Raw genomic sequence first — 26,868 nt, forward strand, 5'->3', positions numbered from 1 at the left:
AGGGAGGGCAATGAAGGATGCCTTTAATTACCTTTTAAATGAGTATCCTAATATTAAAGGCGTTGTTACCGCAGACAGCGATGGTCAACATAGTGTTAAAGATATTAAGAAGTGTGCTAAGAACTTACTTAAAAATAAAGATAAACTAATATTAGGAGTAAGAGACTTTGATGGCGATAATGTTCCTAATAAAAGCAAATTTGGAAATAAAATAACTAGGAATATTTTTAAAATATTTCAGCGTCGGGTTATCATATACGCTTATTAAAGGGGAAATTACTTCCTTATCCATTTTGTTGGTAAAGGTCTGGCCGAAGTCGTCGTCTTTCTGGCGGTGTCCCTCAACTCTGTGGCCCAAAATTTCATGGAAGAAAACGCCGGTCGCCCTGTTTTTAAGAATTACCGGCCCGTGGAAAGGTTCGGCCGCCTCGGCGTTTTGCAGGGCTTTTAGTTCTTGTATGGACTGGGCGATGTCTTCTTTTATTTTTTCCGGGGAGGGCATCTCTTCCGGGGAAGTAAAATCGTAATAATTGTTTCTCTCAAGCAGCATTCCGTCTTTGTTGCGGGAGGTTATGGTATAACCTATTCTGCCGAGTATTTGCCCCTGCACGGTTCTGACTCCTTCCGAATTTACGAAATATTTGTTTTTAAGGCTGGCGCTGTAGGACGCGAAAGAAGAGAGTATAAAACTTTCGTTTTTGAACATGGCGGAATATTCGTCCAGTTCTTTGGCGGTTTTATCTAAAATTTCTTTGGAAATCAGCGGCGTATTTTCTATCGGCGCATAATAGGATACGGGCTTCATTTTTGCCGAAAAGTCATCGGAATCGTCTACGCGCTGCGCCGATGTCATCGCGTTTGTCTTTACTTTAAGGTAATCTTCCTGGGCGGCGGTTGCGGCGTCTTCCGTCAAAATCCAAAGCATATTTTTAATTTGCTTTGGCGAAGGCATCGGCCCGTTTACCAAAACATTTGTATTGCGCTGCCCGAAATCTATCGATTTGAGTTTGCGGGTATTATCCAGCTCGCGGCTTCCCGCGCGGGCGTCAACGTCCGCGGCGCCGGTGCTTACCGTGTATACGTAAGCGTTTTCACCCAAAGTGGAAATGACCGACGCGGATTGAGTGCTTTCAATTTGATAAGAAAGGAAATAAATCGGCGGATCAAGTTTGGAAAGCTTTTTCATGGAGCGTTTAAGTTCGCTCTGCATTGCTTTTACTACTTTATCGTTATCAATGCTTTTTGCGCAGTCCGCCGCAAAGGCGCGGCAGACGGTAAGAAGCAGACAAAGCAAAACGGAAATTTTCTTCATGTTCATCCCCTTGTTTTAGACTTTTTTTAATTATAGCATTTAGCCGTGCGCGTGTTGCCAAGGCTTTTAATAATGTTATAATAAGAAGGTAGCTTTGGGCCGCAGGGCCTTAAGTTCGGGAGGACAGACAGTGAGTGAAACTTTTTATTTGAGCCGCAAAAATTACGAAAAGCTTAGAGAGGAACTCGACGCGCTTAAAAAAATAAAAGCCCAACTTTCGGAAGAAATCGGCGAAGCGGCCCGCCAAGGCGATTTGAAAGAGAACGCGGAATACGCCGCCGCGAAGGAAAAGCAGGCCGAAACTCTTTCCAAAATAAACGATTTGGAAATCCGCCTGCGCAATACCCGCATTACCGATGATTTGGACGTCGACCGCAGCGAAGCCAGAATCGGCGCCACGGTTACGATAGAGGATTTATCCGACGGCGAACAATCCGTTTATACTTTGGTGGGTTCAATGGAGTCCAACCCGGAAGCGGGGCTTCTTTCGGTAAAAACGCCGATAGCCACCGGCCTTTTGGGCTGCAAAGAAGGCCAGATTTTTGAAGTGGCTTTGCCGCGCGGCAAACGCAAATATAAATTAGTTAAGTTGGAATATAAATAAGGAGATACCAAAATGGGTGCAGAACTTGAAACTCTGGCTAACAGGACTATTGAACCTTTTGTAGTTCTTTTCAACAAATCGGTGGAGCTTATCCCCGGCATAATCGTCGCGCTTGTAATGTTGTTTTTGGGTTTGTTTTTATCCAGGTGGACAAGCGCCATAGTCCGCAAACTTTTAAACGCGATTAAGCTTGATATGTGGACTTCCAAAATAGGCGTCAACGAGATTTTAACCAGAATCGGCTTCGGCAAAAGCCCCACTTATGTTATAGCTTTTGTTATTTCTTGGGCCGTAATGATTACCTTTATCATGATAGCCGCCGATTCTTTGGGTTTAAGCACCATAAGAACTTTGCTTTATAATCTGCTTGCTTTTATACCCAAACTTTTCGCCTGCATAGTAATCCTTTTTGCGGGGCTGCTGTTCGGCAGATTTGTGGAAAACGTCGTGCAGAATTCCGCCAAAGCCAATAATATCAGGGGGGGGATATTCTTCTCCAAGGTAATTAATATCGTGGTGGTGATATTCGCCATACTTTTGGCTTTGGAGCAAATTAACATCAACTTCGCTTTGATAAACGACGTGATTTTGATACTTTTGGCTTCCATGGGGTTGGGCTTGGCGATAGCTTTCGGCTTGGGCGCGAAGGACGTCGTGGCCGACTTCCTGAAAGAAAGCCTTAAAAAGGAAGAAGGCGCCAAATAAACCTGCTCCGTTGTACGGAGTTTCGCAAAAATTTAAAAGCCCCGGTTTTGCCGGGGCTTTTTACTCTCTGATTAAATGTTTTTATATGGCCAGCTTTTGTATGGCCAAGGTTAGATCGTCCATATCAAAAGGCTTGTAAAGGATATCGTCCGCACCGGCGGCTTTGACTTCTTTATTCAAGCTTTCGCGGTGCATTGCCGTTATTACAAGCACTTTAATATCCGGGTAATTTTCCTTTAAACTCTTTAATATGTCCATGCCGGATTCCTCCGGGAAGAACATATCCAGCAAAATCAAATCCGGCGTAAAACCGCTGTTTAAAGCGCTGAAAAGCTCCTGCGAGCCCTGTGCCGTGGCTATAACGTCGTAGCCTTCGCTGTTAAGAGCGTTTTGTATTGTTGTTCTGAGTACGGCCGAATCGTCTACTATAATAATCTTCTTCATATATTATTTAAAAGCGGCGGCGATTTTCTCCCCGAAGTCCAGGAACGCTTCCGTTTGTTTTTTGTCGCCAGTTTCGCTGTAAAGCCTCAAAATAGGCTCGGTGCCGGATGGGCGTATAAGCAGCCATTCGTCATTATCAAGTATTATTTTCAGTCCGTCAAAAGTGTAGACTTCCGCTATATGGCGCCCCAAAATCTTTTTGGGAAGCTTCTTTTTAAGCCTTTCCGCCATTACGGTTCTGTCTATGGCTTTGGATATGGGGAAGTCCCTTCTTTGATAGCAGCTTGCGCCGTACTCCTGTTCAATTTCTTTCACAAGTTCGCTTAAAGCCATTTTGCGGGAGGCCATAATCTCCATAATATACATTATGAGGGTCATCCCGTCGCGTTCCGGCATAAGGCCCTGCCAGCAATAACCGCCGGATTCCTCCGCGCCGAAAGCGATATCTTCCAAAGCGGTGCGTTCGGCTATATATTTAAAGCCTACGGGCACCTCTTCAAATTCCAAGCCGGCGGCGCGCGCCACTCTCTTGTTTAAATAGCCCATGGAAAGGCATTGCAGCACTTTGCCGTTTACTTTTTTGTTTTTTACTATATGATTAAGCACTATGGCCGAAACCATGCAGGGGCTAAGGTATTTGCCTTTTTCGTCTATAAGGGCGGTTCTGTCGCCGTCGCCGTCAAAAGCCGCGCCGAGCAGGCACTTGTTTTTTACGACCGTTTTTTTAAGTTCGGCCAAATTCTCTTCCTTCGGCTCTGGTTTAATTCCGCCGAAGCAGGGATCATGGCTTGAGTTAAGGGCGATAACGCGGTTTTCGCCTAAAATCTGTTCCATATATCCGGCCGCGCTGCCGTGCATATAATCAACCGCGGCTTTGCCTTTAAGAGCGGCTACTTTCTTTAAATTTACTTTGCCGGCTATATATTTAAAATAAATCTTTTCCAGCCCGGCGGAAGCTTCAACCTGATGGCCGGGTATGTAAAGGACGGATTTTTGGTCCAAAAGTTCTTCTATTTCTTTGGTAAGCCTGGCGGAAATGGAGCCGCCGTTTACTTTAATTTTAATACCGTTGTACTGCGGGGGATTATGGCTGGCCGTAACCATTATGGTAATCCAAAATTTAGTATAAGAAAGGCAGCTCATTACCGGCGTAGTTACGGGCTTGTCAAGTAAAGTTACGTCAATTTTGTTTAATTTTAAAATGCTGGCTATATCTGCGGCGAATTTATCGGAAAGAAAACGCCTGTCGTATCCTACCGCGGCGATATTTGTTTTTTTGCCTAGGTCCGAAGGCGCGTTAAGGTTGATGAAATCCGCCAAAGCCTGCGCCATTCTCCTTACGTTTTCAAAAGTAAAATCCCAAGCTATTATTCCGCGCCATCCGTCGGTGCCGAATTTAATGTCTGATGTGGCCATATACAAAACGCTCCTGTGATAAAGCGGTTTAAGCGTCCGCCCGGTATAAAATCGTACAAACCCGCCCGGCTTAAGCAAGGCGGTAAAAACAAGTGGAGGCGGCGGGATTCGCACCCGCGTCCAAACATCCATACGGCACGGTTACTACAGGTTTAGCTTCGGCTTAAAAACGCGCCCGCATGCCCGAAGCCGCTGCTTGCGCGCTTGTTTAATTTATCTTAAGAAGGATTAGGCTAAACGAACCTTTCCTTCAGCATCCGGCTTATTTGACCGTTACGCTCCGCCCGCCGGCGAAGAAGAGCAAACGGGTTTAGGCGGTAGCCCAAACGTTGTTGTTGTAGTTGTTGCCAACTAATTGTTTTGGCCCTATTTAAACCGGCCTGGCCAACCGGTACCTGCAACCGAACTTCAGAGATATCTGTCGAAACTGGTCGCCCCCTAAAGCTGATTGTTTAACAAGGATAGCAAATTTGGCAATTCATTTGCAATATGGCGCGGCCTCGCCTGCGGATTTAAGCCCTTTAGCGGGCCCGGCCTTAAAAAACCCCGCCTTGGCGGGCGGGGCTTAAATCAGTTTAAAGTTTCGTTTTTCTTTTTTTTGTGCAGTACCGAAGCCAGCACCGCGGCCGAAAGTATAAGAACTATTACCAGCAAAGACCAAGCCGTCGGAACATGGTAAAAATGCGAAATCAGCATTTTGGCGCCTACAAACACCAATACTGCGGCGATACCGTATTTAAGGTATTCGAATTTGCCCGCCATACCCGCCAAGAGGAAGTATAAGGATCTAAGCCCTATAATCGCGAATATGTTTGAAGTGTAAACTATAAACGTATCATGCGTTATCGAAAGCACCGCCGGTATGGAATCTATGGCGAAGATTAAATCCGAAGTTTCAATAACCAACACTGTGGCGAACAGCGGCGTGGCGAACATTTTGCCCGCTTCTTTTATAAAAAAGTTTTCCCCGTGATAATTATCTTTCAGCGGCATAATCTTTTTTAAGGCTTTAAGCGCCGGGTTTTGGGAGGGATCGAAAGAGTCGTCGTCATGTGTTATCATCTTTACGGCGGTATATATCAGCAGCGCGCCGAAAATGTAAATCATGAAAGTAAATTTGGTTATCAGTTGTACGCCTATAAAAATGAAGAGGAACCTCATCAATACCGCGCCCAATATGCCCCATATAAGCACTTTTGGCTGATGTTCCGCCGGCACCGCAAAGTAGGAAAATATCATTATAAACACGAACATATTGTCTATCGACAATGAATATTCTATTACGTATCCGGTAAAAAACTCCAAAGCTTTGCCTTGGCCGAGAGTAAGCCAAACCGCTCCGCCGAAAAGCACCGCCAGGGCTATCCAGGCGGCCACCATGCAGGAGGCCTCTTTAATGCTTACTTTGCCGTGATGATGCTGCATCACGACGAGATCCACGAACAGAGCGGCTGCTATTACCGCCCAGAACACTATCCACATTATTAAATGTACTGTCATATATCGGATTATATAATATAAGCGGCTTGCTTTGCCATGAGGGGCCTTTGGTGTGCAAAAAGTGCGCAATTTGATAAAATATTTAAAAGATGAATGTAATCTCTTTTGACATTATTCCGTCAACAAACGAGTATTGCGCGCGGAATATAAGTTCTTTGACGCACGGCGACGTCATTACCGCGCGCCGCCAAAGCGCGGGCCGCGGCAGGAAAAGCCGCAAATGGTCTTCGGAAGAAGGCGGGCTTTATTTTTCCCTTGTGCTTAAAGAGGGTTTATCCCTTTTAAAGTCGCCGGGTACGCTTACACAGCTTATGGCTTTGGCCGTATGCAAAGCGGCTAGGCGGGCGGGGGCTGAGGCCTATATAAAATGGCCCAATGACGTTTTGGCGCAAGGCCGCAAATTCTGCGGTATTTTGAGCGAAGCCGTATTTGAAGGCCAAGCTCTTAAAGCCGTAATTGTCGGCGTCGGGATAAATTTAAGCCAAAAGGAGCTTAATTCCGATAAACCCGCCGTAACTTTGGCGGAATTGGGCGTAAAAGCGGATGCGGAATTTTTGCTTAAAGAGATTATTGATAATTTTAACTTTAATTTTGAACTTTTAAAGCGCGATGGTTTTGAAGCTTTAAGAAGTTCTTATAAAGAAGCTTTTTTATACTTGGGCAAGCCTGTTAAAATGCACATTTTTGAGGAAACGGTGCAAGGCACGGCCGAAGATATTGACGCGGAAGGCCGCCTTATTCTGCGTCAGGGGAAAACCCTGAGAGTGATAAATATAGGCGATATGGATTTTTAAATTATAAGGAGAATATTCTATGGAAGGAAGCGTTTTTGCCAAAAGCGTAGAGCTTATGGTTGTAGGCATGGGAATGACTTTCACATTCCTTATTATACTTGTTTGTATAATGAAAGTTTTGCAATTTGTGGTGGAAGGCTTTTTAAATAAAGTTTTTCCTCCGGCCCAGCCGGCTGCCTCTGCGGCGGCCCCGGCCGTTTCTGACGACAAAATAAAAATAGCCATAGCTTTGGCGGCGGCCAAGAGCATGGCAAAATAAGATTTAAAAACTAAAGGAGACATTGTAAAGTATGAAGAAAATCAAGTTTATGATTACCGCCTTCAGGGACGGTTTTCAATCGGTATACGGAGCCAGAGTCCTTTCCAAAGACTTTTTGCCAGCGGTGGAAGCCGCAAGAGAAGCCGGCATAAGGCATATTGAATCCGGCGGCGGAGCCACTTTCCAGTCTGCATTTTTCTATAACAACGAAAACGCCTATGACGTTATGGACGCTTTCCGCAAAGCGGCCGGCCCGGAAGCCAACCTTCAAACTTTAGCCCGCGGCGTAAACGTCGTCGGATTGGATTCCCAGCCCAGCGACATTATCAAACTCCACGCCCAAACCTTTAAAAAACACGGCGTTACCACGATCAGGAATTTTGATGCTTTAAACGACGTCAATAACCTTATTTACAGCGGCAAATGCATTAAAGAAGCCGGCCTTAAACACGAAGTTACGGTAACAATGATGTCCTTGGCCCCCGGCTGGGATAAACACGGTAATGTGCACACCCCGGAATTTTACGCCAAAACCTTACAGAAAATCATAGATTCCGGCATTCCTTTTGACAGCGTCGCTTTTAAAGATGCTTCCGGCACTTCAACCCCGGCCACGGTAAGGGAAACCATCAAATTGGCCAAAAAGATTTTACCGCCCGAAGTCGAAGTCTGCTTCCACACGCATGAAACCGGCGGCAACGGCGCAACCTGCTGCATGGCCGCTTTGGACGGCGGCGCCGACAGATTGGATCTTTCCATGGCGCCCGTTTCCGGCGGCACCTGCCAGACCGACATCATCACTATGTGGCACGCTTTAAGAGGTTCCGACTACACCTTGGACATTGACATTGAAAAAATCAAAAAAGTGGAAGACGTATTTAAAGACTGCATGAAAGATTACTTCCTCCCGCCCGAGGCTATGAAAGTCGAGCCGACCATTCCGTTCTCTCCTTTGCCGGGCGGCGCGCTTACGGCCAATACCCAAATGTTAAGGGACAACGGCATCATGGATAAATACGACGAAATTTTCAACGCCATGGGCGAAGCCGTAAGAAAAGGCGGCTTTGGCACTTCCGTAACCCCGGTAAGCCAGTTCTACTTCCAGCAGGCTTTCAATAACGTAATGTTCGGCCCTTGGAAGAAATTCGCCGAAGGCTACGGCAAAATGGTTCTCGGCTATTTCGGCAAGACGCCGGAACCGGCGGATCCCGAAGTGGTAAAACTCGCCAGCGAACAGCTCGGCCTTGATCCCACGAAGAAAACCGTTCTCGAAATCAATGACGCCAATCCCAAAAAAGGCGTAGCCCCCGCCAAAGCTTTGCTTGAGGAAAACAAACTCCCGATAACCGATGAAAATATCTTCATCGCCGCGGCCTGCGGTCAGAAGGGTATTGCCTTCCTTAAAGGCGAGGCCAAACTCGGTATCAGGAAAGTCGCCGCTAAGAAAGAAGGTTCCGTTTCCGCTTACACCGTAAGCGTCGGCGGTGAGAAATTCTCCGTAAAACTTGAAAACGGCAAAGCCATAGTAAACGGCACTTCTTACGACGTAGACATCAAAGAAGGCATTGACGCTTCCGCCCAAACGGAAGTTAAATCAGCCGCCGCTTCTTCAGGCGCGGGCGCGGAAATCAAAGCTCCGCTTCCGGGCGCGGTTATGAGATTCTCTTTCCAGGAAGGCGCGGCCGTTAAAAAAGGCCAGACCGTTTTGGTAATGGAAGCCATGAAAATGGAAACCGAAATCAAAGCCCCGGCCGACGGTAAAATCTCTTATAAAGTAAAAACCGGCGACCAAGTGCAAACCGGCGCTTTGTTGGCGGTTTTAGGTTAAGGAGAAAACAATGGCAGATATAATACAGTCTTTCTCCAATTTATGGCTGACGACCGGGCTTTACAATATAACCATGGGCCAGTGTCTGATGATACTGATTTGTCTGTTCATCCTTTGGCTCGGCATTGTAAAGCAGTTTGAGCCTTTGCTCTTGATTCCTATCGGTTTCGGCGGGCTTCTTTCCAATATCCCGGTAGCCGGGATAGCGGCTTTGTCCGTCAGCACGGTTGACCCCAGCGGCGTAGTAAGCACCGCTTTCGGCGGTTTCTTGGGGCAGGTGTACGGATTTGGTATAGAATCGGGCCTTTTCCCGCTGCTGATATTTATGGGCGTGGGCGCTATGACGGACTTCGGCCCGCTTATAGCCAACCCCAGAATGGCTTTGCTCGGAGCGGCCGCTCAATTCGGTATATTCTTTACCGTATTCGGCGCGTTGATGCTCGGCAATGTCATCCCTGATTTGACTTTCTCTGTAAAAGAGGCGGCCTCAATCGGTATAATCGGCGGCGCGGACGGCCCTACGGCCATATTCCTTACATCCAAGCTTGCGCCGGAACTTTTAGGCGCAATAGCCGTGGCGGCTTATTCTTATATGGCTTTGGTGCCTATAATCCAGCCCCCGATAATGAAGCTTCTTACCACGGAAAAGGAAAGAAAAATAGAAATGAAGCAGCTTCGCCACGTTTCCAAGAGGGAAAAAATCCTCTTCCCGCTGGTGGTGCTTTTGCTCTGCGTGCTTTTGATCCCGGACGCCACTCCGCTTATCGGTATGCTTATGTTCGGCAACTTAATTAAAGAATGCGGCGTAACCGACAGGCTCAGCAAAACCGCCCAGAACGAACTTATCAACATCGTTACGATTCTGCTCGGTTTGGCGGTAGGCTCCAAACTCGCTTCCGAGAAGTTCCTGCAGTTTAAGACCATAGCCATCGTCATCTTGGGCTTGGCGGCTTTCTGCGTCGGTACGGCTTCAGGCGTAATTTTGGCCAAGATTATGAACATCTTTTCCAAGAACAAAATCAACCCGCTTATCGGTTCCGCCGGCGTTTCCGCGGTTCCTATGGCGGCGCGCGTATCCAATAAAGTCGGTCAGGAATATAACCCCAGCAACTTCCTGCTGATGCACGCGATGGGCCCGAACGTGGCCGGCGTAATCGGCTCGGCCGTTGTCGCGGGCATTTTGCTTGCCATGTTGGGTAAATAGCCGTTAAGTTTTTAAAGCCCCCGGGGACTTAAGTTCCCGGGGACTTTTTGTTTACGGCGGATATCCGCCAAAGGGCCCGGGGAAAGGGGGATTTTAATATTAAATTATCTCTAAAAATGCTATGATTTTATAAATATGAAAAAGATTTTAAACTTGCAGTGTGTTAACTGCGGAAAAGAATATAAAACAAGGGATTCGGACTATGTCTGCAATTCCTGCGGCGGCACGCTGGAAGTTAATTATGATTACAAATTGATTAAAAAGCGTTTGGATTATGACGTTTTGGAAAGCAACACCTCCTACAATATGTGGCGTTATATAGATTTGCTTCCGATAGACGATCATGACGATATCCCGCCCGTACAGCTTGGCTGGACTCCGCTTTACAAAGCCGACGAGCTTGCGGAAAGATTGGGCATATCCCAGCTTTTTATCAAGGACGAAGGGCGCAATCCCACCGGGTCCATAAAGGACAGGGGCAGCGCGGTTGCCGTCGCCAGAGCTTTGGAAGTCGGCGCGAAGGTGATTACAGACGCCTCCAGCGGCAACGCGAGCGATTCTTTGGCGTGTCTTACGTCCAACTTAAAAATAAAGACGGTAATATTTGCCCCCAAGAATACGCCCGAGCCCAAACTTGTTCAGCTTTACGTATACGGCGCGGACGTAATAAGGGTGGACGGCGATTATGACGAAGCTTTTGAACTGTGCCGTTCCGCCAGCGAGAAATTCGGCTGGTATAACCGCGCGGCCGGATATAATGCTTACGGAAGGGAAGGCAAAAAAACCTGCGCTTTTGAAATTTGCGAGCAACTTCACTGGGAAGCCCCGGATAAAGTTATCGTCGCCGCGGGCGACGGCACCATAGTATGCGGAATGTGGAGGGGCTTTAAAGATTTTAATAAATTGGGCATCATAGAGAAGATGCCGCAAATGATAGCGGTTCAGGCGGAAGGCAGCGCGGCCATTACAAACGCGTGGAAAAACGGAGCGGAACTTTCTTCCGTGCAGGCCAATACCGTGGCCGACAGTATTTCCGTAAATTATCCGCGCGACGGTTATCTGGCTTTGCAGGCTCTTAAAGAATCCAACGGTATGGCCATAACGGTAAGCGACGCGGAGATACTTTCAGCCATTCCGGAACTCGCAAGAGAATCAGGCGTTTTTGCAGAGCCCGGCGGCGCGGCCACTTACGCGGGGCTTAAAAAGCTTGTAGCGCAGGGAGTAATACAAAAAGACGAGTCCGTAGCCATAGTGGTCGGCGGAAACGGGCTTAAAGACATAAGCGCGGCTGCGAAATCGATAGAGATTTCTCACGGTTTCGTAAAGCCGTCTTTGGAAGAAATAATTAAACTTGGGATTTTAAAACCGGGAGATTAAGGGGAGATTGTTATGGAAGAAAAACTTTCGTCGACAGCGGCGATAAAAATAGAGCAGAATTCGGTTAAAGAGGCCCAATATGATTTGCCTCAAAGCTATGGCAAAACGGAATCGTTCCTTTTGCCCAAAGATCCTAACTGGATGTTCCTTTTTTGGGATATAATAAAAGAAACTTACGAATATATCATGGGCGAAAGAGGCCGCGATATTTTTGATAAATCAAGAAGCGTAATCCGCGTTTACGATATTACCGGCGTAGTCGGTTTTGACGGTTCAAATTCAAATTCTTATTTTGATATTCCGATAGTGCTTGACGCCAGAAGCTGGTACATCAACGTGCCCATAGGCGTAAGGAAATATATTTGTGACGTCGGCATTATAACGCCGGAAGGCGAATTTGTACTTTTAACGCGCAGCAACAGCACGACGACCCCGCCGGGAAGAATGTCCGACGTTGTCGACGATAAATGGATGATGGTTGAAGGCGAATATGAAAAGTTGGTAAAAATGTCCGGCGTGGAAATGTTCGGCTCTTTAAGCGGTGCAAGCGAGAAACTTCAAAATATTCTCCAGCAGCGCTGGAAAATGTTCGGCATAGACGTCAATTCCTTGCCGACTTCAAATATGTCCTCTTGGGGATCTGCCCATTTGGCCGTACCCGCGCCGGAAGCCGAAACGGACGAAGACATTTGGCTTAAAGCCGACTGCGAACTTATCGTCTACGGCCAGGCCAGCAAAAACGCAAAAGTTTTAATAGGCGGCAAGGAAATTCAGCTCGGCCCGGACGGCACATTCTCTTTAAGGTATTCTTTGCAGGACGGACAAGTCGTCATACCGATAAAGGCGCATCATCATACCAAAACAGAAAAACAAAGAGCGATTACCATTAAAGCCGAAAGACAAAAGGAGGCCTAATAATGCAGCAGGAAAAAGGATATCTTTCTTTAGTTTTACACGCCCATTTGCCCTTCATCAGGCACCCGGAATACCCAGACTTTTTGGAAGAAGATTGGTTCTATGAAGCCATGGTGGAAACTTACCTTCCGCTTTTGGACGTTTACGAAAGGCTTACCGCCGAAGGAGTCGACTTCAGGATTACAATGTCCTTAACGCCGCCTTTGTGCGCCATGATGTCGGACGAGCTCCTTATCAGCCGTTTCAGACATTATTTAAACCAGCGCATAGAACTTTCCGAAAAGGAACTCAGCCGCACGGCAAATACGGAATTTGCTTACGTAGCGCAGATGTATAATCAAAAATTCAAACGCTACAGAGAATTGTTTGAAGATTATTATCACGGCCAGATTTTACAGGGCTTTAAAAAATTTCAGGATATGGGCAAGCTGGAAATCATCACTTGCTGCGCCACGCACGGCTATTTGCCTTTGCAGGTGCACAGGGAAAGCGTCCGCGCCCAAATCAAAATCGCGGCGGAAGATTACAGAAAGAGATTTGACAGAAACCCGCGCGGCATTTGGCTTGCCGAATGCGCTTATAACCCGGGCGACGATATATTCCTTAAAGAGCAGGGTATAAGGTTTTTCTTTATGGAATCGCACGGCGTTATGCACGGCACGCCCAGGCCGAAATACGGCATTTACGCGCCGGTTTATACGCCCAACGGCGTAGCGGCTTTCTCCAGAGATATGGAATCGGCCCAGCAGGTTTGGAGCGCGGAAAGCGGTTATCCGGGCGATCCCAACTACCGCGAATTTTACCGCGACTTGGGCTATGATTTGGATTACGACTATATTAAGCCCTATCTCCATTCCGACGGCGTAAGACGCAATATCGGTATGAAGTACCATAAAATAACCGGTAAAGTTTCCTTAAACCAAAAGCAGCCTTATTATCCCGGCGACGCTAGGGAAGTCGCCGCGACTCACGCCGGCAACTTTATGTTCAACCGCCAAAAACAGCTGGAATATCTTTCTTCCGTAATTACGGACAGAAAGCCTTTAATCGTTTCCATGTACGACGCCGAACTTTACGGCCATTGGTGGTATGAAGGTATAGACTTCCTCTATTTCCTGTTTAAGAAAATCCATTACGACCAAAAAGACATCAAACTGATAACACCGCTTGAGTATTTGGAAAAATACCCGGTCAATCAGGTGGTGCAGCCTTCAATGTCCTCTTGGGGCGATAAGGGATATCATGACGTTTGGCTTAACAGCGGCAATGACTGGATTTACAGACACCTTGTAAAAGCCGCCGAGCGCATGGTTGAGCTTGCAAACCGCTTCCCCAACGCCGACGGCGTTTTGAGAAGGGCTTTAAACCAAGCCGCGCGCGAGTTGGTTTTAATGCAGTCTTCCGACTGGGCTTTCTTAATGACCGTCGGAACCGCGAAGGAATATTCAACCAAGCGCACCAAAGACCACGTAAAGCGTTTCATAGCCATATACGATATGATTATGGGCAACCGCATTGACGAGGGCTTTATTTGGGATTTGGAGCAGAAGGATAATATCTTCCCGGATATAGACTACCGTTCTTACGCTTCAAGCGACGCTCAGGCCGTCGAAAGCGCAAAAGCGGCTTAAAAGAGTTTGTTTTAAAATCAAAACCCCGGCTGATCCCGGGGTTTTTTAATTGTAGATTTAAATTTCCCGGCCCCGCCGTGTAAGATTTGCGTAAAAAGAAACCCCGGGGGCAAACCCGGGGCGTTTTATATTTTCGGAGATTTAATCCCGCAAATTGTGCCCGGCCTTAAGGCGGCGCCTATTTGTCGGGATAGAAATAAATTTCAAGCTGACGGAAATGTATGCCTGCGGCTTCTATCTTGGCTTGGTTAATATCCCAATATTTTGTGTTCAGCATTTTGGCGAGTTCTTCATTGCTTATTTTAAGAGCAAGGCAAATTATATCGCCGCTGTAATCTTTTTGTTTTGCGACTTTCGGGTTATTGGTATCGCCCAGATAGGTGCCGAAAGATTTAAAGGAATGTCCGTTATAAATAAATTCGTAATTGCAAAGAATTTTCCTTAGCATATTTAATCCCTTGATAAATTGAGTGTATTTGTTGATAGTTTATAATGTTTTAACGGCGGTTTCAAGTTTTATCAGCCCAAATCAATAATATTCCATTGTTTTTGATAAAGTTCCATAAGCCTTTGTTTAAAAGCGGCGTGCTGCGGTTTTTGAAGGAGAGGATCATCGGCGTTAAGCCAATCTCTGTCTTCAACCGCCCAGCGCAGGACGTCTTTGTCTTTGATGATATCTCCCGCTTTAAATTCCAAATCGCCGGATTGGCGCGTGCCGAGTATCTCGCCCGGGCCGCGCAGTTCCAAATCTTTTTCGCCTATTTTAAAGCCGTCGCCGGTTTTGCATATGGCGTTTATTCTTTCCAAAGAAACGGTACTGGCGTGCTGGCTGACCAAGATACAATAAGATTTTTCCGAGCCTCTGCCCACTCTGCCCCTAAGCTGGTGCAGACTCGCCAGACCGAAGCGTTCCGCGTTTTGTATAACCATTACGGTGGCGTTTTTAACGTCTATGCCCACTTCTATTACAGGCGTAGCCACCAAAATATCCGTTTTTTTAAGCAGAAAGTCTTCCATAATTTTTTGCTTTTCCGCGCTTTTCATCGCCCCGTGTATCATCGCGATTTTAAACTGCGGCATTAACCGCTTTATGCGTTCGTATTCCTGCACGGCGGCTTTAAGTTCAAGTTTGTCGCTTTCGTCTATCAAAGGATAAACGATATAAGCCTGCCTGCCTTTTTCGGCTTCGCTTCTGACGGTTTCAAAAGCTTTTGTTTCGCTTAAATGTTCGGTTTGCACGGGCTGGCGGCCGGGGGGCAGCTGGTCTATGGTGGAAACGTCCAAGTCCCCGTAAAAAGCCAAAGCGAAAGTTCTCGGTATCGGGGTGGCCGTCATGGAAAGCATATCCGTAAATTCGGCTTTGGCGCGCAGTTTGGCGCGCTGTTTCACGCCGAAGCGGTGCTGCTCGTCAACTATTATAAGTTTCAAATTTTTAAATTTAACGCTGTCTTCTATCAGCGAATGCGTGCCTATTACGATATCGGTTTTGCCTTCGGCCAAATATTTAAGCGCGTTTTCTTTTTCCTTTTTCGGCGTTTTGGAAGTAAGCAGTTTGACTTTTACGTCAAGCCCCTTTAAATATCTGTTCAGGGTGATAAAATGCTGCGTGGCTAAAATTTCCGTAGGGGCCATAAACGCGCATTGATATCCGTTTTCGACGGCCAAAAGCATAGCGCAAAGCGCGACAACCGTTTTGCCCGAACCCACGTCGCCCTGTACAAGCCTCGTCATCGGCACGGATTTTTGCATGTCGGAAAAAATCTCGTTTATCACGCGGACCTGCGCTTTTGTAAAAGTATATTCCAAATTATTTTTGAATTTTGAAAGCAAAGTCCTTTTAATTTCGTAATGATATCCTTTTTCCCTGCGGACCGTCTGCCGTTTTTTAATTCCCCAGGCCATAGTCATAAGCAGAAATTCCTCGTAAACCATGCGCCTTCTGGCGCTTTCCAGTTCGCTTGCGGATTTGGGGAAATGCACCGCGCATAAAGCTTGGCGTATGTTCAAAAGATTTCTTTTCTGCGTCAGTTCCGGCGGCAGAACTTCTTTTTCTTCCTGCAGATATTCGCTTAAAGCGTAAAATTGGGCGGCGCGGAAAAATTTATTCGTCAGCCCTTGCGTAAGGCTGTAAACCGGCGTAATTCTGCCGGCGTTTATTTTGGCTTCCGCGGAGTTAACGGGATAATATTCTTCCACCGTTATTTTGTTTGAGAAGAAAGAGCTCTTATCGTCCCTTTTACCTATAATCCATAATTTGGCGTCGGGCTTAAAATCCCTGCGCATTTGCATGAAAGGGTCAAAACGGCGGATTTTCTTTTTAAACCAAACAGCCTCTGTAAGATTGCCGGCGTCGTCGCGCAGAAAAGCTTTAAAAATCAAAAGTGCTTTTGCCGGTATGGACTGGGTTCTTATAACGGTATATATGCCCGCGACGCTTTCTGCGCGTTTAAACGCGGAAAGTTTGGCGTCGGGCCGTCTGTCCTGATAGGTTCTGGGGTAATAATGCAGCAAATCGCTTACTGTGTTTAAATCCAGCTGCGCGAATAATTTGGCTTTTGCGGGGCCTATCCCTTTAATATTTGTTATGGCGGGCATAATAATATTATAGTTTTTTACCGGCGGGTGCCGTCAACTGTTCATTGCGTGCGGGACAAAAGGCCCACTCGGTTATAGGTCTTAATTCCCTTGTTAAAGGGGATAGCATTTATTAAAATTTATTTAATCGACAGTTTAAGGAAAGCTGATGCTTAAAAAACTTTTATCTTTATTTTTATGTTTTGTTTTGCTTTTGGCTCCCGCGGCTTCAACAGCGGGGGAAATGTCTTTGGACGAAGTTAAAATTTTGCTTTCCCGTCCGGAGAAGTATTCCAAAAAGCCGGAAGCGCTGCTTTCAATGGCGGTTTTGGCCGGAGTTGTTGATTATGAAAAAATCGTGGAATCTTTCGTCGCTTTGAAAAACAAACTTGCGTCAAAAGAAGCTCTGCTGGCAGAAATGCAAAACGCGCGTGTTTTAAAATCCGGCAAAAAAGTTTTTATAACAATAAAGGACGCCGCAGGCTCCTATCAGCTTAACTTCCCCGCTTTGGATCATCGTTATCACTGGCGCAAGGCCAATGTTTACGAGCCCGCTCTTGAAGAAGTCAGAAAGCACAGATACGCCTATCTTGAATATTATAAATCGCCGGAAGTAAGAGCCCGCCTTGAAGCCGCGGAAAAGAATTTCGCCGCCGTGGAAAAAGAGTTTAAGTCCTTGGAAAAGTTGTGGTCCTCTAACCGCAATAAACTTTTAAAGGCGGCTGCACCCGCGGAAGAAAAAGCTTTGAAAAGGGAAATAACGCTCCTTCAAAAAGAAATAGCATCAAAGCAGTCTTCTTTCGCCGAAGCTCAGTATGAGATTTTCAAAAAAGAATATAATTCTTTGGTGGCGGCTTTAAGGAGCAAAGCCGGTTTGTTTCTGCCGCCGGAGATTGATAAATTCGTCAGCAGAATGGAGCTTGATTTATCCCGCTTCAGAAGGGCCTCTTCTCCCGAAGACGTATCTTTCGCAAGGCGCGCTTTAAAAGAATCTTTGGAGCGGTTTTCTTCCGTTTCGGGCGGAGCTTCCCCTAAGGAAATAAAATATTACAGGGAAACTTTAAGCAAATTTTTTAAAGATGTTTCCGCCAAATTAAGTTTAAAATCCTCGCTGCCTCTGCTCAGCGCGGCCGGGCTTGCCCTTTATATGCTTTCCGCGCAAAGCGCGCAGGCGGCTAAAATCTCAAACAGAAGGACGGCCGTATCAAGAACTTTAAAATACGCTTATGTTCAAACGCCTTCACTTATGCTTGCCAATGTTTTGGCTTTGCGCAATTCCTACGGAACGGATTTGGTGGCGGATGTGGTTTACGAAAATCAGGAATATATCGCAATCCTTTCCAAACAAACCGAGAATTTAAAGAAAATGACGGAAATAACCGCCTCCGAGCCGGCCGCAGCAGACGTCGTAATCAGTTCCGAAAATTTCAGCCTGCCTTTTTATCGGGGATTTGGTTTTTAGCTTCCCCTCCGCGGGGATGAAGCTTGGTGTGCTTTTCTTTAATGTCGCTTATATTTACGTGGGTGTATATTTGGGTGGTGCTGAGGCTTTCGTGCCCAAGCATTTCCTGCAAGCTTCTTAAATCGGCCCCGCCTTTTAACAAATGCGAAGCAAAAGTATGCCTGAACAAATGCGGATAAACCCGCCTTGCAATACCCGCGGCTTTTGCCAGATTTTCAATATCTTTCCATACGGAAATTCTGCTTATTTTTTTGCCTCTGTTGTTTAAAAACAATGCGCTGTCGGTATCTTTGCCGATAAAGCGCGCCTGACGTTGATCCAGATACGCCTCCACCACGCGGCAGGCGTGTTCGTGTATCGGCACGAAACGCTGTTTGCGCCCTTTGCCGAAAGCCAAAACCCAGCCTTCTTTGGTGTTTACGTTTTCCGTACTTAAGTTCGTCAGTTCGGAAACGCGTATGCCGCTGGCGTAAAAGAGAGTTACTATGCACAAAGTGCGCCAATGGGCGAAGTCTTCCGGCTTAAATGAAAGCAGTTTGTGCATTTCTTCGGGTGAAAGCTGCTGGGGTATCTTTCTGATAAGCCTGGGCGAAAGCAGAAACCTTGTCGGCTCTTCGCTTATTATGCCCTCGGCCATAAGAAATTTATAATAATTTTTTACGGCTTCGGTCTTCCTGAATACGCTTGAAGGGGCAAGATTCGCTTCCGATTTAAGATGATAAATGTAAGCGTCCAGAAACTCCGGCGAAGCCTGCTCGGCTTCGGTGTTGTTGGCTTTGCAGAAATCCAAATATTGCCGCAAGTCGCGGATATAGGCGGCCACAGTGTTGGAAGAAAGCTGGCGTTCAAAAGAAAGATGGCTTTTAAAATCGTCAATCCGCATAAAAATATTGTATAAAATTTGTTTGCGGCGCGACGGGCGGGTGCGCGTTTTTCGGCGGGTGTGCAAATAAAACCCCCGGTTTTTATGCCGGGGGTTAAATGTTTAGGCCGATTTTTTCTTTTTATCTTCTTTTTTGGGAATTATGCCGGTACCCAAATACATTTCCTTAAGTTTGCCTTCAATTTCAAGCGCGACTTCCGGATTGTCTTTAAGGTACTGCCTGGCGTTTTCCGCGCCTTGGCCGAGTTTTTCCCCGTTATAAATAAACCAGCTGCCGCTTTTTTCGACGATATTGCTGTCTACGCCCATGGTAATGAGGCAGGCTTCTTTGGAGATGCCTTCTCCGTGCAGCATGGTAAATTCGGCTTGTCTGTAAGGGGGGGCGACTTTGTTTTTAACGACTTTTACTCTTACTCTCGTGCCGATAACGTGCTCGCCCGATTTCAGATTTTCTATTTTGCGGACGTCCAAACGTACGGAAGAATAGAACTTAAGGGCCAAACCGCCGGGGGTGGTTTCGGGGTTGCCGAACATAACGCCGATTTTCTGCCTTAATTGGTTGATGAATATTATGCTCGTTTTGGTTTTGGAAAGCAGGCTGGTAAGCTTTCTTAAAGCCTGGCTCATAAGCCTGGCCTGCAAACCTACGTGTGCGTCGCCCATATCGCCTTCGATTTCGGCTTTGGGGACAAGTGCCGCCACGGAGTCTATAATAATCAAATCCAAAGCGCCGGAGCGCACCAGCTTTTCCGCTATTTCCAAGGCTTGTTCGCCGCTGTCGGGCTGGGAAATTAAAAGCTCGTCTATGTTAACGCCGATTGCGGAGGCGTAAACCGGGTCAAGCGCGTGCTCGGCGTCGATAAAGGCCACCGTCCCGCCGGCTTTTTGCGCCTGGGACGCTATATGCAGGCTTAAAGTCGTTTTGCCGCCGGCTTCGGGGCCGAAGACCTCAATAACTCTTCCGCGCGGTATTCCGCCTATGCCGAGGGCCAAATCCAAAGAAAGCGCGCCCGTGGGTATCGCTTCCACTTTTTTTATGGTATTGTCGCCAAGTTTGCAAATGGCTTCTTTGCCGAAAGATTTTTCAATCTGGCTTAAAGCCAGCTGCAAAGCTTTGGCTTTGTCTAAATTCGCTTCACTCATGTACTCCTCCTTAAAATCTTAATGTACGGCGGCAGTCTGCCTTGCCGCTCTTGGTTTTGCCGCTTTGAAAGAAATTCTCTTTTTCTCTTTGTCCAAGTCGGCCGTTATTTCCGTTTTGGGCGGATATTGATTCTTTAAGATAAATTCTGCCAGCGGATCTTCAAGCTCGCGCTGTAAAGTCCTCAAAAGCGGGCGCGCGCCGTATTTAGGGTCGAATCCGTTTTCAAGCAGAAATTCTTTGGCGTTGACCGTAAACTTTATTTTGAACTGCTGCTGGGAAAGTTTTTCTTGTATATCGGCCAAATTCAGCTCCAAAATTTTGAGCATATGCTCTTTGTTAAGCGGGTGGAAAACCACCAATTCGTCAATCCTGTTGATAAATTCGGGGTTAAAAGTCTTTTTGACTTCTTCCATAACATTGGTTTTAATTTCGCAGTATTGTTCTTCTTCGGATTCCTGCGGAGTAAAACCAAGGCGGCTGCCTTTATTGGTTATTTCCCTTGCGCCTACGTTTGAAGTCATTATTATAACCGTGTTCTTGAAATTGACTTTATGCCCCAAATTATCCGTAAGCTGTCCCTCGTCCAAGACCTGAAGCAGAATATTGTAAATATCGGGGTGAGCTTTTTCGATTTCGTCAAGGACCACTACGCTATAAGGGCGTCTTCTTACGGCTTCGGTCAGCTGTCCGCCTTCTTCATAGCCGACATATCCCGGAGGCGCACCGATAAGCCTTGATACGGCGAACTTTTCCATATATTCGGACATATCAATCCTTATCATGGCGTTTTCGTCGCCGAACAGAAAAGCGGCCAAAGTTTTTGCCAAAGCGGTCTTGCCTACGCCCGTCGGCCCGAGGAATAAAAATCCGCCTATCGGTTTTTGGGGGTCGCCAAGCCCGGTTCTGCTGCGTCTTATGGCTTGGGAAATGGCTTTTACGCCTTCATCCTGGCCGATAATGCGCTCGTGCAGGTACTCTTCCATTTTTAAAATTTTGTCGGTTTCGCTCTGCGTAAGTTTTGTTACCGGTATGCCCGTCCATTTGGAAGCCACTACGGCGATGTCTTCTTCGGTTACCGTCGTTTTGTTTTCCGAACGTTTTTTGTTCCAGTCTTCGCGCATTTTCGCAAGTTCGGCTTTAAGAGTGTCAGCCTTTTCTTTTAGGGAAGAAGCTTCTTCATATTCCTGATTGTTTATGGCTTCTTCTTTCTGCGCGGAAAGGTCTTTAAATTCTTTTTCTTTGGCTTTTATCTCCGGCGGAAGCATGGAAGCTTTCAGCCTGGCTCTGGAGCCGGCCTCGTCCACAAGGTCTATGGCTTTATCGGGCATGGCCCTGTCGGTAATATAGCGGTCGGCTATATTGGCGGCGGCTTCAAGCGCGCCGTCGGTAAATTTTACGTTATGGTGTTTTTCGTAACCGGGTTTTAAGCCTTGCAGAATTTCTATAGTTTCTTCAACGCTGTTGGGCTCGGCCGTTACAGGCTGAAAGCGGCGTTCAAGGGCGGGGTCAGCCTCGACATATTTTCTGTATTCGTCAAAGGTCGTTGCGCCGATAACCTGCAGCTGCCCTCTCGCCAAGGCCGGTTTTAGCATATTGGAAGCGTCCATAGATCCTTCCGCCGCGCCTGCGCCGACTATGGTGTGGAATTCGTCTATAAAAAGGATAATGTCGCCGGCGTTTTCAACTTCTTCTATGATGTCTTTAAGTCTTTGCTCAAATTCCCCGCGGTATTTCGTACCGGCCACAAGGGAACCCAAATCCAAGGTTATAAGCCTTTTATTATGCAAAATGTCGGAAATTTCCCCGTTGGCCATGCGCTGGGCCAAACCTTCTACTATGGCCGTCTTGCCGACGCCGGGTTCGCCTATTAAAACAGGGTTGTTTTTTGTCCTTCTGGCGAGGATCTGCGTCAGGCGTTCTATTTCGTCGTCGCGGCCGATTACCGGGTCCAGTTTGCCTTGCAGGGCGAGCTCCGTCAAATCGCGGGAATGTTCGTCAAGCGTAGGCGTTTTGCTTTGGCTTTCGCAAGAAGCGTTGTTCCTACCGAAAGCGGCGCCCTCTTGCCTCGGGCCGTCTTTGCCGGGCTGGGAATTGTCTTTTAAGGCTTTAAAGACTACGGATTTTATAATTTCCCCGTTAAGGCCTAAATTGGAAAGTATTTTGGCGGCGACGCCTTCCTCTTCCGCTATTATGCCCAGCAGAATGTGTTCCGTATTGATAAGCTCGCTGCCTACGGCTTGGGCTTCTTCCGAAGCGTGCTCGAGAACTTTCTTAACCCTCGGCGTAAGCGGCGCTTCGGAAAGCATTACCAAATTGTCGCCTATACCGACCAACTGTTCTATTTCCAGTCTTATTTTGGCCGGAGCCGCGCCCAAGGCCGAAAGTATCTTTGCGGAAAGTTCGCCTTCCGCATAAGCCAGGCCTAGCAATAAATGCTCGGTGCCTATATAATCGTGATTAAATTTTTTTGCTTCTTCCTGAGCTATTAAAACTACTTTTTGCGCTCCCGCGCTGAAACGTAAAGGCATAGTACCCCTTCCAGAAAATATATTTCTTTTATTATATATAATTAAACGCGGCTTGTTTTTCAATATTAACCGCGCGCATAAAGGCTTTTCGCCCAATGGCAAAAAGGGTGCAAAAGTGATAAAATCTAATAAATACAGCCTGCGGAGGACAGCATGAAATACAAAGGAAAGTTTATAGTTTTTGAAGGGCCGGACAGGTGCGGCAAATCCACGCAGGCCAATATGCTTAACAAATATCTTACCTCTTTGGGGTTTGACGTCGTTATAACCAGGGAACCCGGCGGGGACAGCGTTGCGGAGGAAATCCGCAGAATCCTGCTTGACCCTACCAACACCGTAAGCCCTATGGCGGAACTGCTTTTATATGAAGCTTCCCGCGCGCAGCATACGGAGCAGAAAATCATACCCGCGCTTGAGGCTGGGCAAATAGTAATTTGCGAACGCTATACAATGTCTTCCTGCGCGTATCAAGGCTACGGCAGAGGCATAGATATGGAAATTATCAACCGCCTTAACTCCATAGCCACGCGGGACGTCAAACCCGATTTGACTTTGGTCTTTTTAATGTCCGACAAATATTTTACCGAAAGGGGGGAATATTTGTTTTCGGACAGGCTGGAGCTTGAAGACGAAGCCTTCCGCCATAAAATGCGCCGCGGATACAGGGAAGTCGCCGCAAAAACGGAAAACGCCGTCATTATAGACGCCGACAGGCCCGTTGCGGAAATAGAAGCTTCCGTGTTGGAAGAAATCAAAAAACACAATATTCTTGAAGGGAGCAAAACCGTCTGATGGGTTTTAAAAAGATTTTGGGCCAGGAAAAGGCCGTGGAAACTTTAAAAGGATTTATTTCTTCCGGGCGCATACCCAGGGCGATGATTTTCCACGGTCCGGCCGGCTGCGGCAAAGCCATGACGGCTTTGGAGTTCGCCAAAACGCTGAACTGTATGGACGAAGCCTCAAACAAAGTTTACGACAACTGCTCCTTATGCGTGAACTGCAAGCATATAGACGCAAAGACTCATCCCGACGTAATTTTCGCCGATTTCGCTTATCAGGCCGCTTTAAGGAAAGAGGAAGTTGAAAAACAGCAAAGCATAAAGGTTGATACCGTAAGGGCTTTGACGGCGGCTTCCCAGCAGAAGCCTGTTTTGGCAAAGTGGAAAGTTTATATTATAGACAGCGCGGAAACTTTGCTTGCCGAGGGCGCAAACGCACTGTTAAAATTTATTGAGGAGCCGCCCCAAAACACCGTATGGATATTGATATCTTCCAAAAAAGAGGCTATGTTGAGCACGATTAAGTCGCGTTGCCAGGCCGTGGCGTTCGCGCCTTTGCCGGAGGATATCCTTATAAATATTTTAAAAGATAATTTTGTGGAAGATTCCATAGCGCGCCGGGCCGTTAAATACGCCCAGGGCTCAAGCGCAAAAGCGATGAGCGCGGCGGAAATATTAAACGATATAGCGGCTTTGCCGGGCGGGGCGGCTTTCCCGACGGCTTTTGCTTTAAATCTTCCCAGGACTTTGGCCGTAAGCCGCGCGCAGGTTTCTTTCGCTTTGGATATGCTTGCCGTGGCGGCCCATGAAAGCTGGATTAACGGCAAAGACGACGCCTGCGGCGAAGAGCTTAAAAATCTGCTTTCAAAATTGGTATTCTATAAGAAAGCCGTAGCAAGGAACGTTTCCCCGGCTATGGTGGCGGAGGCCGCTTTTATAAGCGCGGCCCGGCAGGGCATAAGCCTTAAAGACTGAAGATTTTTTATATTAAGGAGCTTTACCATGACAAAGAAGTTTTACGTAACCACACCTATTTATTATTTAAATTCCGCGCCGCATATCGGGCACGCTTATACGACTTTGGCGGCTGATATCTTGGCCAGATATAAAAAATCCAAAGGGGAGGAAGTCTACTTCCTTACCGGGACTGACGAACACGGTGCCAATATAGAAAAGGCCGCACTCAACGCGGGTATAACTCCTCAGAAATGGGTGGACGATATGGCGGAAAAGTTTATAGATTTATGGAAAGTCCTCAATATAGAATACGACGATCTTATCCGCACCACTCAGCCCAGGCATGAAGCCGTCGTTCAGGAAATTTTTGAAATACTGCTTAAAAAAGGCGATATTTATAAAGGCAAATACAGCGGCAAGTACTGCCTTTCCTGCGAGGCTTACTTGGACGAAAGCGAACTTGTGGACGGCAAATGCCCGATACACAAAAAGGAGCCTCAGCTGATTGAAGAGGAAACTTACTTCTTCAGGCTTTCGGCTTACCAAGAACCTTTGCTTAAATTTTACGAGCAGAACAAAGATTTCTTAAGCCCGCATTTCCGCGCGGCGGAAATAGTCAATTTCGTCAAGAACGGTCTTAAAGATCTTTCCGTAACCAGAACGAAAGTAAAATGGGGTATACCGGTAAAATCAAATCCGGCCCATACCATTTACGTTTGGTTTGACGCTTTAATCAACTATACTTCCGCAATAGGCTACGGCAAAACTTTAGGTATAAAAGAATTCGCCGATTATAAATGTAATTTTGAAGATTACTGGCCGGCCGATACTCATTTGATAGGCAAGGAAATTTTCCGTTTCCACGCCGTCATATGGCCCGCCGTTCTGATGGCTTTGGGTTTGCCTTTGCCAAAAAAGGTTTTCGCTCACGGCTGGTGGACTGTTGAGGGCGAGAAAATGTCAAAATCTTTAGGCAATTTTATAGACCCGCGGGATATAACCTCCAAATACGGAGTTGACCCTTTAAGATATTTTATTTTCAGGGAAGTGCCCTTCGGCGGCGACGGCGATTTCAGTATGGAAGCTTTCAAAAAACGCTTCAACGCCGATTTGGCCAATGATTTGGGCAATTTGCTTTCCCGCACGCTTAATATGGCGGCAAAAAATTTAGGGTCCATCCCGGAGCATTGTGCGGCAGGCGGCGGTCTGTTGGATAGATGTGCGGCCGCGGACGGCGAGTATGACGCCCACATGGAAAATCTTGAATTTGACAAAGCTTTGGACGCCGCTTGGCTGATTATCGGCAGCATGAACAAATATATCGACGAAACAAAGCCGTGGTCGCTCGCCAAGACCGAGCCGGAAAAAACAAAAGCCATTTTGCTTGAACTTGTTTTGGCTTTAAGATATGTCTGCAAATGGATAACTCCTTTTATGCCGGAAACTTCAAAAGAAATGGCGCGCAGGCTTAAATCCGGGCCGATAGAAAAATATCCGCCGCTTTTCCCAAGAATAGAGGCTTAATTAATGGAAATTTTGGGGCAAGTAGTTGATATTTTCCTGCATTTGGACGTATATTTAAACGCCATGGCCGCTTCTATGGGGCCATGGCTTTATGTTTTACTCTTCGCCGTGATTTTTTGCGAAACCGGCTTGGTGGTAACGCCGTTTTTGCCGGGCGATTCGCTTATTTTTGCCGTGGGCGCTTTGGCCGCGGCGGAAGGTTCCGCCATAAAGCTGCCTTACGCTATAATAATTTTGATTTTAGCCGCCGTCTTAGGCGACGGAGTTAATTTTGAAATAGGCAAATACATAGGCCCTAAAATCTTCAGTAAAGAAACGGGCTTTTGGCTGAACAAAAAACATTTGCTTTCCGCCCACGCTTTTTATGAAAAGCACGGCGGCAAAACTATAATTTTAGCCCGTTTTATACCGATTATAAGAACTTTCGCTCCGTTTGTGGCGGGTATCGGCAAAATGACCTATTTGCATTTTGCGCTTTATAATATCGCCGGTGCGGTCGTTTGGGTGATTTCGTTTGCGCTCGGCGGATACTATTTCGCCGCTGCGCCTTTGGTGCAGAATCATTTTCATTATGTGGTTGTGGCCATTATAGTGATATCGGTTTTGCCGGCGGTGTATGAGTTTGTGAGGGCCAAGGTTGGGGGCGAGCGTTAGTTGGTGCCGTACTCTCATATTTTTTACTCGTGTTAGGTTTTACGCTCATGGCTAGCAATTTGTCGCTTTTGGGCAGCTTTTAATTTTTTCCTCAGTCGGGTACTGCGCCGCCTTTGGCGGCATCATACTTAGTACACCTTCTTCGTCAAAAATTAAAATCTGCTCCAAAATCAACAAATCACGCAGGCTATACTCTCTCACGGTTCTAACTCGGTCTAAGTTTCACGCTCGTATACTTTTAATCGGCCTATCTTACGTGTCCTCGGCTAACAAACTTTAATATTTAGGCAAATTTTGATTTTTGCTTCGGTCGGATACGCGGGGCTCCGCCCACTCTAGGTATACCTTCCTCATTAAAAATCAAAATTTTCTCT

Annotated in this window: 23 protein-coding genes and 1 other RNA gene; 14 read left to right on the plus strand and 10 right to left on the minus strand. The window is 46.8% G+C overall.

Annotated features, from left to right (window positions below):
• Positions 1-151 precede the first annotated feature (151 nt).
• A complete protein-coding gene (locus tag ACQY26_RS04380; RefSeq protein WP_428047906.1) occupies positions 152-1,312 on the minus strand; it encodes a metallopeptidase TldD-related protein in 1,161 nt (386 codons plus the stop codon).
• A 130-nt stretch (positions 1,313-1,442) separates the two neighbouring features.
• Here ACQY26_RS04380 and ACQY26_RS04385 point away from each other — a divergent pair, with 130 nt between their 5' ends.
• Both ACQY26_RS04385 and ACQY26_RS04390 read left to right on the plus strand, forming a co-directional pair.
• Positions 1,443-1,916 (plus strand): GreA/GreB family elongation factor, encoded by a 474-nt coding sequence (locus ACQY26_RS04385; protein WP_428047907.1) that lies wholly within the window; start codon positions 1,443-1,445, stop codon positions 1,914-1,916.
• A gap of 12 nt (positions 1,917-1,928) precedes the next feature.
• Positions 1,929-2,621: a mechanosensitive ion channel family protein gene (locus ACQY26_RS04390; RefSeq protein WP_428047908.1), complete on the plus strand. Its 693-nt coding sequence runs from the start codon at positions 1,929-1,931 to the stop codon at positions 2,619-2,621.
• A gap of 81 nt (positions 2,622-2,702) precedes the next feature.
• On the opposite strand, the gene ACQY26_RS04395 is transcribed toward ACQY26_RS04390, so the two are convergent.
• From ACQY26_RS04395 to ACQY26_RS04410, 4 genes are all read right to left on the minus strand, one after another.
• Positions 2,703-3,065, minus strand: a complete 363-nt coding sequence (locus ACQY26_RS04395) for a response regulator (RefSeq protein ID WP_428047910.1) — start codon at positions 3,063-3,065, stop codon at positions 2,703-2,705.
• A gap of 3 nt (positions 3,066-3,068) precedes the next feature.
• Positions 3,069-4,481: a hypothetical protein gene (locus ACQY26_RS04400; protein WP_428047911.1), complete on the minus strand. Its 1,413-nt coding sequence runs from the start codon at positions 4,479-4,481 to the stop codon at positions 3,069-3,071.
• A gap of 90 nt (positions 4,482-4,571) precedes the next feature.
• Positions 4,572-4,920, minus strand: a transfer-messenger RNA (tmRNA) gene (gene ssrA / locus ACQY26_RS04405).
• 131 nt (positions 4,921-5,051) lie between these two features.
• A complete protein-coding gene (locus ACQY26_RS04410; RefSeq protein ID WP_428047912.1) occupies positions 5,052-5,981 on the minus strand; it encodes a TerC family protein in 930 nt (309 codons plus the stop codon).
• Between the two features lie 89 nt (positions 5,982-6,070).
• Here ACQY26_RS04410 and ACQY26_RS04415 point away from each other — a divergent pair, with 89 nt between their 5' ends.
• The 7 genes from ACQY26_RS04415 (at position 6,071) to ACQY26_RS04445 (ending at position 13,989) form a co-directional block, all read left to right on the plus strand.
• Positions 6,071-6,775: a biotin--[acetyl-CoA-carboxylase] ligase gene (locus ACQY26_RS04415; protein WP_428047914.1), complete on the plus strand. Its 705-nt coding sequence runs from the start codon at positions 6,071-6,073 to the stop codon at positions 6,773-6,775.
• Between the two features lie 19 nt (positions 6,776-6,794).
• On the plus strand, positions 6,795-7,034 hold the full coding sequence (locus ACQY26_RS04420) for an OadG family transporter subunit (RefSeq protein WP_428047915.1): 240 nt from the start codon (positions 6,795-6,797) through the stop codon (positions 7,032-7,034).
• Between the two features lie 31 nt (positions 7,035-7,065).
• Entirely contained in the window at positions 7,066-8,862 is a 1,797-nt protein-coding gene (locus ACQY26_RS04425) for a biotin/lipoyl-containing protein (RefSeq protein ID WP_428047916.1), read from the plus strand.
• A gap of 22 nt (positions 8,863-8,884) precedes the next feature.
• Positions 8,885-10,066 carry a sodium ion-translocating decarboxylase subunit beta gene (locus ACQY26_RS04430; RefSeq protein ID WP_428047933.1) on the plus strand — a complete coding sequence of 394 codons (1,182 nt, stop codon included), beginning with the start codon at positions 8,885-8,887 and terminating at the stop codon, positions 10,064-10,066.
• Between the two features lie 135 nt (positions 10,067-10,201).
• Positions 10,202-11,443 (plus strand): threonine synthase, encoded by a 1,242-nt coding sequence (locus ACQY26_RS04435; RefSeq protein WP_428047917.1) that lies wholly within the window; start codon positions 10,202-10,204, stop codon positions 11,441-11,443.
• 12 nt (positions 11,444-11,455) lie between these two features.
• Positions 11,456-12,358 carry a DUF4912 domain-containing protein gene (locus ACQY26_RS04440; protein WP_428047919.1) on the plus strand — a complete coding sequence of 301 codons (903 nt, stop codon included), beginning with the start codon at positions 11,456-11,458 and terminating at the stop codon, positions 12,356-12,358.
• 2 nt (positions 12,359-12,360) lie between these two features.
• On the plus strand, positions 12,361-13,989 hold the full coding sequence (locus tag ACQY26_RS04445; protein ID WP_428047920.1) for a glycoside hydrolase family 57 protein: 1,629 nt from the start codon (positions 12,361-12,363) through the stop codon (positions 13,987-13,989).
• A gap of 178 nt (positions 13,990-14,167) precedes the next feature.
• On the opposite strand, the gene ACQY26_RS04450 is transcribed toward ACQY26_RS04445, so the two are convergent.
• Both ACQY26_RS04450 and recG read right to left on the minus strand, forming a co-directional pair.
• Positions 14,168-14,437 (minus strand): hypothetical protein, encoded by a 270-nt coding sequence (locus ACQY26_RS04450; protein WP_428047921.1) that lies wholly within the window; start codon positions 14,435-14,437, stop codon positions 14,168-14,170.
• Between the two features lie 71 nt (positions 14,438-14,508).
• Complete coding sequence (gene recG / locus ACQY26_RS04455; protein WP_428047923.1) at positions 14,509-16,584, minus strand: ATP-dependent DNA helicase RecG; 2,076 nt, start codon at positions 16,582-16,584, stop codon at positions 14,509-14,511.
• Positions 16,585-16,732: 148 nt separating this feature from the next.
• Between recG and ACQY26_RS04460 the strand changes: the two genes are divergently transcribed.
• Complete coding sequence (locus ACQY26_RS04460; RefSeq protein ID WP_428047924.1) at positions 16,733-18,025, plus strand: hypothetical protein; 1,293 nt, start codon at positions 16,733-16,735, stop codon at positions 18,023-18,025.
• On the opposite strand, the gene xerA is transcribed toward ACQY26_RS04460, so the two are convergent.
• From xerA to ACQY26_RS04475, 3 genes are all read right to left on the minus strand, one after another.
• Complete coding sequence (gene xerA / locus ACQY26_RS04465) at positions 17,991-18,908, minus strand: site-specific tyrosine recombinase/integron integrase (protein WP_428047926.1); 918 nt, start codon at positions 18,906-18,908, stop codon at positions 17,991-17,993. The two genes, ACQY26_RS04460 and xerA, sit on opposite strands and share 35 nt — an antisense overlap.
• 102 nt (positions 18,909-19,010) lie before the next feature.
• Positions 19,011-20,051, minus strand: coding sequence for a recombinase RecA (gene recA, locus ACQY26_RS04470; RefSeq protein ID WP_428047927.1), 1,041 nt, complete (start codon positions 20,049-20,051; stop codon positions 19,011-19,013).
• 18 nt (positions 20,052-20,069) lie between these two features.
• Positions 20,070-22,580: an ATP-dependent Clp protease ATP-binding subunit gene (locus ACQY26_RS04475; protein WP_428047928.1), complete on the minus strand. Its 2,511-nt coding sequence runs from the start codon at positions 22,578-22,580 to the stop codon at positions 20,070-20,072.
• 153 nt (positions 22,581-22,733) lie between these two features.
• Between ACQY26_RS04475 and tmk the strand changes: the two genes are divergently transcribed.
• From tmk to ACQY26_RS04495, 4 genes are read left to right on the plus strand one after another with little or no spacing between them, the layout of a single operon-like run.
• Complete coding sequence (gene tmk / locus ACQY26_RS04480) at positions 22,734-23,372, plus strand: dTMP kinase (protein WP_428047929.1); 639 nt, start codon at positions 22,734-22,736, stop codon at positions 23,370-23,372.
• Positions 23,372-24,334 (plus strand): ATP-binding protein, encoded by a 963-nt coding sequence (locus tag ACQY26_RS04485; protein ID WP_428047930.1) that lies wholly within the window; start codon positions 23,372-23,374, stop codon positions 24,332-24,334. Before tmk ends, ACQY26_RS04485 begins: the two co-directional genes overlap by 1 nt.
• Positions 24,335-24,361: 27 nt before the next feature.
• On the plus strand, positions 24,362-25,840 hold the full coding sequence (gene metG / locus ACQY26_RS04490; protein ID WP_428047931.1) for a methionine--tRNA ligase: 1,479 nt from the start codon (positions 24,362-24,364) through the stop codon (positions 25,838-25,840).
• Between the two features lie 3 nt (positions 25,841-25,843).
• Positions 25,844-26,494 (plus strand): DedA family protein, encoded by a 651-nt coding sequence (locus ACQY26_RS04495; RefSeq protein WP_428047932.1) that lies wholly within the window; start codon positions 25,844-25,846, stop codon positions 26,492-26,494.
• The last annotated feature ends 374 nt before the right edge of the window (positions 26,495-26,868 follow it).

The sequence above is a fragment of the Candidatus Proelusimicrobium excrementi genome, assembly GCF_937881865.1.
Classification (GTDB): Bacteria; Elusimicrobiota; Elusimicrobia; order Elusimicrobiales; family Elusimicrobiaceae; genus Proelusimicrobium; species Proelusimicrobium excrementi.